The following is an 8,585-nucleotide window of genomic DNA, read 5'->3' as shown; positions in this document are numbered from 1 at the left end:
ACGATGTCGTGCATCTTGCTGCCGCGGTGGAACACCACCTCCAGCAGCGCCTCCAGTTCGTACATGCTGGTGACGCAGGCCAGCGCGGTGTACTCGCCGACCGAGTGGCCGCAGGCGATGGCGCCCTCCACGAACGCACCCTGCTCGCGCATCTCGGCGACCTGGGCGACCGCGACGGTGGCCATCGCGACCTGGGTGAACTGCGTCAGGTACAGCACACCGTCGGGGTGCTGGTAGAGCACCCCGTCGGCAATCAGCGAGGTGGGGTTGTCGCGCACCACGTGCAGCACCGAGAAGCTCAGGTGCTCGCGGGTGAAGGCGTCGGCGCGGTCCCACACCGCACGCGCGGCCTTGGACCGGGACCGCACCTCCATGCCCATGCCCTTGTGCTGGATGCCCTGGCCGGGGAACGCGTAGGCGGTCTTGGGGGAAGTCAGCCGGGCGGTGGCCGACATCACCATCCGGTCTCCCACCCGGGCGACGATCTCCAAAACCTCTGCGCCCAAGTCGATTCCGACTCGGTCGACGCGGATGTCGACCTCGTCGCCGGGCGAGACCATGTCCAGGAAGCGGGCGGTCCAGCCGACCAGCCGGCCCGGCGTGCCCGGCTTGCCGTCGGTGGCCGTCGCGACATGCTGAGCGGCGGCCGACAGCCACATGCCGTGCACGATGGGCGCCTCGAGCCCGGCCAGCAGGGCTGCGGTGCCGTCGGTGTGGATGGGGTTGTGGTCACCGGAGACGACGGCGAACGGCCGCATGTCCACCGGTGCGGTGAGGCGGACGTCGCGGCGGCGGCGGCGCGGGGTGTCGGTGGCGTTCTCCGACACCGCTCCCCCGGCGCGCACCGGGTCGGTGAGTTCGGTCGGACCGGTGCGGCCGCGGATGGCGAAACGCTCCTCCAGCACCGCGTACAGCGAGCCGTCTTCGTCGCTGATGGTCACCGTGACCGGCACCACCCGGCCGACCTCGGTGTCGACGGCGGCCGAGGACGTGGCGGTGACGACCATCTCGGTCTTGTGCCGCGGCAGCGGCTTGACCAGCCGGGCGGCGTGGTCCAGATGCACCAGGCTCAGCAGCCCTTCGACCACCGGGAAGCCGGATTCCGTCGTGGCGCCGCCGATGGCGGCGAACACCGCGGGCCAGGCCCGGCCGACGAGGGCGTCGGGCACCGTGGACAGCGTCGCCGCCAGCGGGCTGCCGAACGTCGCCGTGACACCGGTGTGGTCGGCGACCCGGTCGGGGTCCCACGGCACCCGGACCGTGGTGGGATGCCCGGGCTCCACCGTGCGCAGCGCGTCGGGTCCGTCCACGCCGGCGGCGATGGCCAGCACCGACCGCATCGCGGCCGCGGCGTCGGAGGTGAGCACGATCGGCGCGCCGCCGTCGACCACGGTGGGCGGCAGGGTGAAGGCGATGTCGATCCAGGTGCCCGACAGCGGAACGCTGAGCACCACCCGGTCGGCGCCGACCACTTCCAGCCGCGCGCCGGTGGAGGGGTTGGTGGCGGAACGGTTGTCGAGAACCTGCCAGTCCGACGGCCGGCCCAGCCGGTGCGCCGGGTTGATCGCGGTGCGACCCGCCCACAGCACGTCGGGTGAGTCCAGCACGAGAGCCAGGGGGCCGGCGACTCCGAGACTCCCCTGTAGACGTGAGGCCACCGGCTGCGGCTGGCTGCCCGACGCCAGCACCTCGGCGACGGCGGCGGCCTCGAATCGGTCCAGCAACTCCCCGACCGGCTCGTCCACCCGGTCGATTCCGGCGACCGCGGCGATGCCGGGGATGATGCAGACCTGGTCTGCGGTGTAGCGGTCGTCGTGGGCCTGCCACAGCGAGTCGCTGCGCCACCAGCGACGGACGTCGGAGTCGATCACCGGCACGAAGTTCACCGGCTTGCCCGGCGTCTTGCACAACTCCACGAAGAACGGCGCGTCGGCGGGGTGCAACAGCACCGACGCGGCGTCCGGGTAACGGTCCAGCAGCGCGGCGATCGCCCGGTCCGGGTCCTCCAGAACCCGCTCGCCATCGGTGTCGCCGAACAGGGTGGGGATCATTCCGGTCTCGACGGCGTTCAGGCGGGCTTCGGCGCGTTGCAGCATGGCCGCGAAGCGGTCCCGCCAGGTGCCGTCCAGCCACGGCGAATCCGGGCCGGCGGCACCGGCACCGGCGCCGTCGCCGACGGCAAGCTCGACGTAGCGGCGCAGCCACTGCAGGTAAGTCATCTCGGCCACATCGCCGAAGTAGGGCTTGGCGGTCGCCGCCATAGCGGCGATGATCTCGTCGCGCCGGCGGGCCACCGCGTCGGCGTCCCCGGCCACCTCGTCGAGCAGCCGGCCGCACCGCGATGCGGAGTTGTCGATCTCGTGGATGTCGGCGCCGAGCTGGCTGCGCCCGGAGGCCATGCCGCTGACCGCTTTTCCGGCGCCGACCCACTGGTCGGTGCCGGCGGTGTCGACCAGCAACTGCTTGACCGACGCCGAGGTGGTCGCCTCCAGGCAGGCCATCGCCGCCGTGCCGACCAGGATGCCGTCCACCGGCATCAGCGGGTAGCCGTGGGCCAGCGACCAGCGGCCGGTGAGGTACTCCGCGGCGCGCTCCGGCGTGCCGATACCGCCGCCGACGCACACCGTGATGTTGTCTTGCGAACGCAGTTCCGAGTAGGTGGCGAGCAGCAGGTCGTCGAGGTCCTCCCAGGAGTGGTGCCCGCCGGCGCGGCCGCCCTCGATGTGGGCGATGACCGCCTTGGCGGGCGTCTCGGCCGCGATCCGGATCACCGCGCGGATCTGCTCGACGGTGCCCGGCTTGAAGCAGATGTGCGAGATCCCGGCCTGGGTGAGTTCGTCGATCAGTTCGACGGCCTCGTCGAGGTCGGGGATGCCGGCGCTGACGACCACCCCGTCGATCGGTGCGCCGGACTGACGGGCCTTCTGCACCAGGCGTTTTCCGCCCACCTGCAGCTTCCACAGGTACGGGTCGAGGAAAAGCGCGTTGAACTGGATTGCCCGACCCGGCTCCAGCAGTTCGGTCAGCTCGGCGATCCGGCGCTCGAAAACGGCCTCGGTGACCTGGCCGCCGCCGGCCAGTTCGGCCCAGTGCCCGGCGTTGGCCGCGGCGGCGACGATCTTGGCGTCCACGGTGGTGGGGGTCATGCCGGCGAGCAGGATGGGCGAGCGACCGGTCAGCCGGGTGAACTTGGTGGACAACTTGACCGAACCGTCCGGCAGGCTGATCACCGACGGCGCGTGACTCGACCACGGCTTGCCGACCTCGGGTGCCGCGCCGACGGTGAACAGGTTGCGCTGACCGCCGCGGGTGGCCGCCGGCACGATGCCGATGCCCGACCCGCGGAGGGTCGGAGCGGTCATCCGGGTCAGGATGTCACCGGGCCCGAGATCGAGGATCCACCGCGCTCCGGATGCTTGGACCTCGCCGACCTGCCGGACCCAGTCGACGGGATCGACTGCGACGGTCTTGGTCAGCGCGCGAGTCGCCTCGACGTCCATTCCCAGAACCGCCGCCCACTTGCCGAGGAGATCCACGCCGTCGGACAGCAGAGGGGTGTGGAAGCCGACCTCGACCGCGACGGGGTCGAAGACCGGCGCGAAGGCCGACCCGCCGCGCAGCTTGTTCTTGCGCTCGGCGGCCTCCCTTTCCGAGATCTGCTCGCAGTAGATCCGGAATCGGGAGATCTGCTCGGGGGTGCCGGTCAGGACCGCCGAGCGCCGGCCGTTGCGGATGGACAGCACCGGCGGCGCCACGGTGCTCACATCGTGACCGAACTGCTCGAGCAGCGCGGCGATGCGGTCGGGTTCGGCGTTGTTGACCGCCACCATGGGGCGGCGTTCGCCGAGTGCCATGATGCCGCGGCGCCGGCCCACTAGTGTCCCGGCCGCGCCGAGGAGGTGCGACAGCGCGAGCAGCTCGACGTCCTTGGCGCCCCCCGCCTCGAACGACTTGACGCCCAGGATGCCCTGGGAATGACCGGCCACCGCCACCGGCGGGGCGTCCTCGAACTCCAGACCCTGCCGCGACAGGGCTCGGATCGCGGCGATCTGGGTGAGCAGCACGCCGGGCAACGACACGGCGGCCGACGTCAGCTGGCCGATGGACGGCACCGGTTCCCCGGCCGCCAGCGCCCGGACCCACTGCATCGGGTCGAAGCCGATGGGCTGCACCACGACCAGTTCGTCGGCCAGCGGCCGCAGGAACAGTTCGGCGTCCTCGACGAGTCGCGCCAGTTCCGATTCGATACCCGCGGTGGTGACGATCTCTTCGAGACTGGTCAGCCAGGAGGTGCTGCCCTGTCCCCCGAACGCGACCGCGTAGGGCTCGCCGGCGTTGAGTCGGTCAACGAGCGCGTAGGTGGCCACCCGGTCGGTGTCGTTGCCTGCCGGCCGCCGGTCGTGCTCGCTGATCGTCACTATGAAATCTCCTAAAAACGCAGTCTTCTACTGCCTTGAGAGTCCCATAAGAACGACGATTTCTTTTGCGAATGATTTGTTACTCGCAAGTTCTACGCGGGAGTAACCGACCTGCGGATATGGCCCGGGGCCGGTGTCCGGAACGGCGTTCGCGCCAAACGTGCTGCATGCAGCCGGTTACGCTTGAGTAACCGCAACTGCCCTGCTCACAAGGGCATCGTTACCGAATCGTTATTTGACCATCAGGGCCGTGGCGCCCCGCGCCGGGCGGCCTCGCCTCACAACCGGCCGGGGTGGCTGAACCTCGCCGCGCGCCGCCCGATCCGGTGTTCGCGGCCGCGGGTGCGCGGCGGTGCGCCGGGGGCCCGGATCGGTTCGGCGTAGAACACCTTCTTGGTGACCTCCACCAGCACCAGGTAGGCCAGCGTCAGCAGCGCCAGGGCGCCGAAGAACTGCCACGGCAGCGGGACGAAGCCGAGTGCGGCCCCCACCGGCGCCTGCGTCAGGATGACCCCGATGACGATGACCCCGATGGTGGCGGCCAGCAGCGCACCGCTGGGCCTGCTGCGGAAGAACGGGATCCGCCGGGTCCGGATGGCGACGATGATGAGGGTCTGGGTGGCCAGTGACTCCAGGAACCAGCCGGTGCGGAACTCCCGGGCCCCGGCGTGCAGGACCCCCAGCATCAGCCCGAAGGTGAGGAAGTCGAACAGGGAACTGATCGGGCCGAAGGTCAACATGAAGCGCCGGATGAAGGCGATGTTCCAGTGCGACGGGGCGTGCAACTGCTCGTCGTCGACCCGGTCGGTGGGAATGGCCAACTGCGAGGTGTCGTAGAGCAGATTGTTGAGCAGGATCTGACTGGGCTCCATGGGCAGGAAGGGCAGAACCGCCGACGCGGCCGCGGCGGAGAACATGTTGCCGAAGTTGCTCGAGGTGCCCATCAGCACGTACTTGACGGTGTTGGTGAAGATCCGGCGGCCTTCGGCCACGCCGGTCGCGAGCACCCCCAGGTCCTTCTCCAGCAGCACCACGTCGGCGGCGTCCTTGGCCACGTCGGTGGCGCTGTCCACCGAGATGCCGACATCGGCGGAGTGCAGAGCCAGGGCGTCGTTGACGCCGTCGCCGAGGAACCCGATCGAGCGGCCGGTGCGGCGCAGCACCCGAACCAGGGCCGCTTTCTGCTCCGGGGAGATCCGGGCGAACACCGTCGCGTCGCGGGCGGCGGCCTCCAGCCCGGCGTCGTCGAGTCGCTCCAGCTGCGCTCCGGTCACGGTCCCCCTGGAGGCCAATCCCAGTTCGGCGCAGACCTTTTCGGCCACCAGGGGGTTGTCGCCGGTGGCGACCTTGACCTCGATGCCGAGCCGGGCGAGCTGAGCCAGCGAGTCACGCGCGGACCACTTGGGCTGGTCGGCGAAGACCAGGAACCCGAGCAGTCGCAGCCCGGCCACGTCGGCCGGCGTGACGGCGGTGAGTTCCGGTGCGGCCCGACTGGCCACCGCCACCACCCGGCGCCCTTCGGCGAACAGCGCCTCGACGGTGTCGTGCGCCCCGGCCGGAATCGCCGCACAGCGTTGCATCACCTGCTCGGGTGCGCCCTTGGCGATCAGCATGCGAGAGCGGTCGTCGAGGTCGACGAGCGCGCAACTGGCCCGGCGGGTGTGGTCGAAAGGCAGTCCGGCAACCCGCCGCACACCGGTGGCGCCCTCGGGCGCGGCCTCCCAGAGCGCGGCGTCCATCGGGTTCGCACTGGTCTCGCCGAACGCGGAGTCGGTTGCCGGCAGGGCGGCGCGCAGCACGCCGGCGTCCGGTCGGCCCCCGGCGTCCACGGCCTCCAGCAGGGTCACCCTGCCCTCGGTCAGGGTGCCGGTCTTGTCGGTGCACAGCACGTCGATGTCGCCGAGGTCCTCGATGCAGACCAACCGCTTCACCAGCACCTTGAGCCGGGCCAGCCGACGCGCGCCGGTGGCCAGGCTGGTGCTGACCACGGCGGGCAGCAGTTGCGGGGTGATGCCGACCGCGATCGCCAGCGAGAACAGCACCGCGTCGATGACCGGGCGGCGCAGCAACAGGTTGGTCAGCAGGATCAGGACGGTCAGGGTGAAGGCCACCCACAGCAGCAGGTAGGAGAACCGGCGGAGCCCGATCTGGAAGTCGGTCTCGGGTTGACGCTCACCGAGTCCGGCGGCGATCTGCCCGAACCGGGCGTCGCGGCCGGTGGCGACGACCTCTGCGGTGGCGCTCCCGGCGCTGACGACGGTGCCCATGAACGCCGGGTCCGAGGTCTGCTTCTCGACCGGTTCGGACTCCCCGGTGAGGATGCTCTCGTTGCACTCCAGTCCGTTGACGGCCAGCAGTCGGACGTCGGCGGGCACCAGTTCGCCGAGGGTCAACTCGATGACGTCGCCGGGCACCAGTTGGTTGACGTCGACCTTGACGGTGTGTCCGTCGCGCCGGACCAACGCGGTGTGCCGGACCCGGGAGTGCAGCGCGGCGGTGGCGCGCTCGGCCCGGTACTCGTTGAGGAATCCCAGTCCGACGCTGATGGCCAGGATGACGCCGATGATCAGCGCCTGGGTGCGGTCGCCGAGGAAGAACGAGACCGCCGCGGTGAGCGCGAGCAGGCCGAGCACGGCGTTGTTGAGTTGACGGCGCAGCACGGCCACGGCGCTGACTCGGTGGGTGCGAACGGAGTTGGGGCCGAACCGCGCGAGTCGGGCCGCCGCCTCGGCCGAACTCAGGCCCTGGTCATGACCCGTCCCCGGCACGCGGACGCACCGACTCGAGCAGCAGACGGCGTTCGGCCGCGGCGACATTGCGCCGGGTCCGCTCGGCGACGTCCGGGGTGACCGAGATGGAGGTGATGCCCATCCGGACCAGGTGCTCGGCGAAGTCCGGCCTGGTGGAGGGCGCCTGACCGCACAGCGACGCGGAGATCCCGTGCCGCCGTGCGATGCTGATGATCCGGCCGATGGCGTCGAGCACCGCAGCGTCGGACTCGTCGAACAACTCCGCAACCACGTCGGAGTCGCGATCGACGCCGAGCATCAACTGGGTCAGGTCGTTGCTGCCGATCGACACCCCGTCGATGCCCATCCCGACGTACTCGGGCAGCCAGTACACCACCGAGGGCACCTCCGCCATCACCCAGCGCTGCAGTCCGCGCTGACGTCCCAGCGGGCCGGCGTCGATGAGCGACAGGCACTCCTCGAGCTCCCATTTGGTTCGGACGAAGGGAATCATCAAGTGCAGATTGGGATTCCGCTCGCGGACCCGGGCCAGCGCCTGCAGTTCCAGGGCGAACACGTCGGGCTGCTTGATGTAGCGGAAGCAGCCGCGGTAGCCGATCATAGGGTTGTGCTCCTCGGGCTCGTAGGCCTCTCCGCCGGAGAGCCGGGCGAACTCGTTGGTGCGGAAGTCGGTGGCGCGGTAGATCACCGGCCGCGGCGAGAACGCCGCCGCGACCCGTCCGACCGCCTCGGCGAGTTTCTCGACCAGGGTGTTCTGCTCGCCGCGGGCGATCAGGTCGCGGGGGTGCCGGTTGCCCAGCGCATCGGTGAGGATGAGTTCGGCGCGCAGCAGTCCCACCCCGTCGACGTCGAGCACGGCGGCCCGTTCGGCGGCGTCGGGCATCGCGACGTTGACGTAGATCCTGGTCGCGGTGACCTCCGACGCCGGGGCCCGGGCGCCGGCGTCGGAGGCGACGGCGGCCGCCGGTTCGGCCCGGCGGGTGTCGGCCCGGCCGGACAGCACGCGGCCGTGGGTGCCGTCCACCGTCACCACCATGCCGTCGGTGAGATCCCTGGTGGCGGTGCGGGCGCCGACGATGCACGGCACCCCCAGTTCCCGGGCGACGATCGCCGCGTGGCAGGTCATTCCCCCGCTGTCGGTCACCAGCGCGGCGGCCCGCCGCATGGTGGGCAGCCAGTCCGGGTTGGTCATCTGGGCGACCAGCACCTCGCCGTCGCGCAGTCGGGCGCCGTCGCCGACGTCGGCGAGCACCCGCACGGTGCCCGACGCCGCGCCCGGCACGGCCGGCAGGCCCTGGACCAGAACCTCGTGCTGCTCGGCGGCGGGCTTGCCGGCCCGGTTCAGGGTGGTGATGGGCCGGGTCTGGACGATGTAGGTCCTGCCGTCGGCGATCGCCCACTCGGTGTCCTGCGGGCA

The 8,585-nt window shown here is 70.9% G+C and carries 3 protein-coding genes; all 3 read right to left on the bottom strand.

The window, feature by feature from the left end:
- On the bottom strand, positions 1-4,418 hold a 4,418-nt coding region (locus ADBZ5U_RS12780; RefSeq protein ID WP_526810741.1), incomplete at its 3' end, for a fatty acid synthase subunit beta domain-containing protein.
- A 278-nt stretch (positions 4,419-4,696) separates the two neighbouring features.
- The gene (gene mgtA, locus ADBZ5U_RS12775) at positions 4,697-7,186 is read right to left on the bottom strand and encodes a magnesium-translocating P-type ATPase (protein ID WP_526810739.1); all 2,490 of its coding nucleotides are present in this window, start codon (positions 7,184-7,186) and stop codon (positions 4,697-4,699) included.
- A partial coding sequence (locus ADBZ5U_RS12770; protein WP_526810738.1) for a putative PEP-binding protein occupies positions 7,167-8,585 on the bottom strand: 1,419 nt, incomplete at its 5' end. The genes mgtA and ADBZ5U_RS12770, both read right to left, overlap by 20 nt.

Origin of the sequence: Mycobacterium sp. (assembly GCF_040398885.1) — a bacterium.
GTDB lineage: Bacteria > Actinomycetota > Actinomycetes > Mycobacteriales > Mycobacteriaceae > Mycobacterium.
The sequence above is the reverse complement of the archived record's forward strand: the minus strand, read 5'-3'. Positions and strand labels throughout refer to the sequence as shown.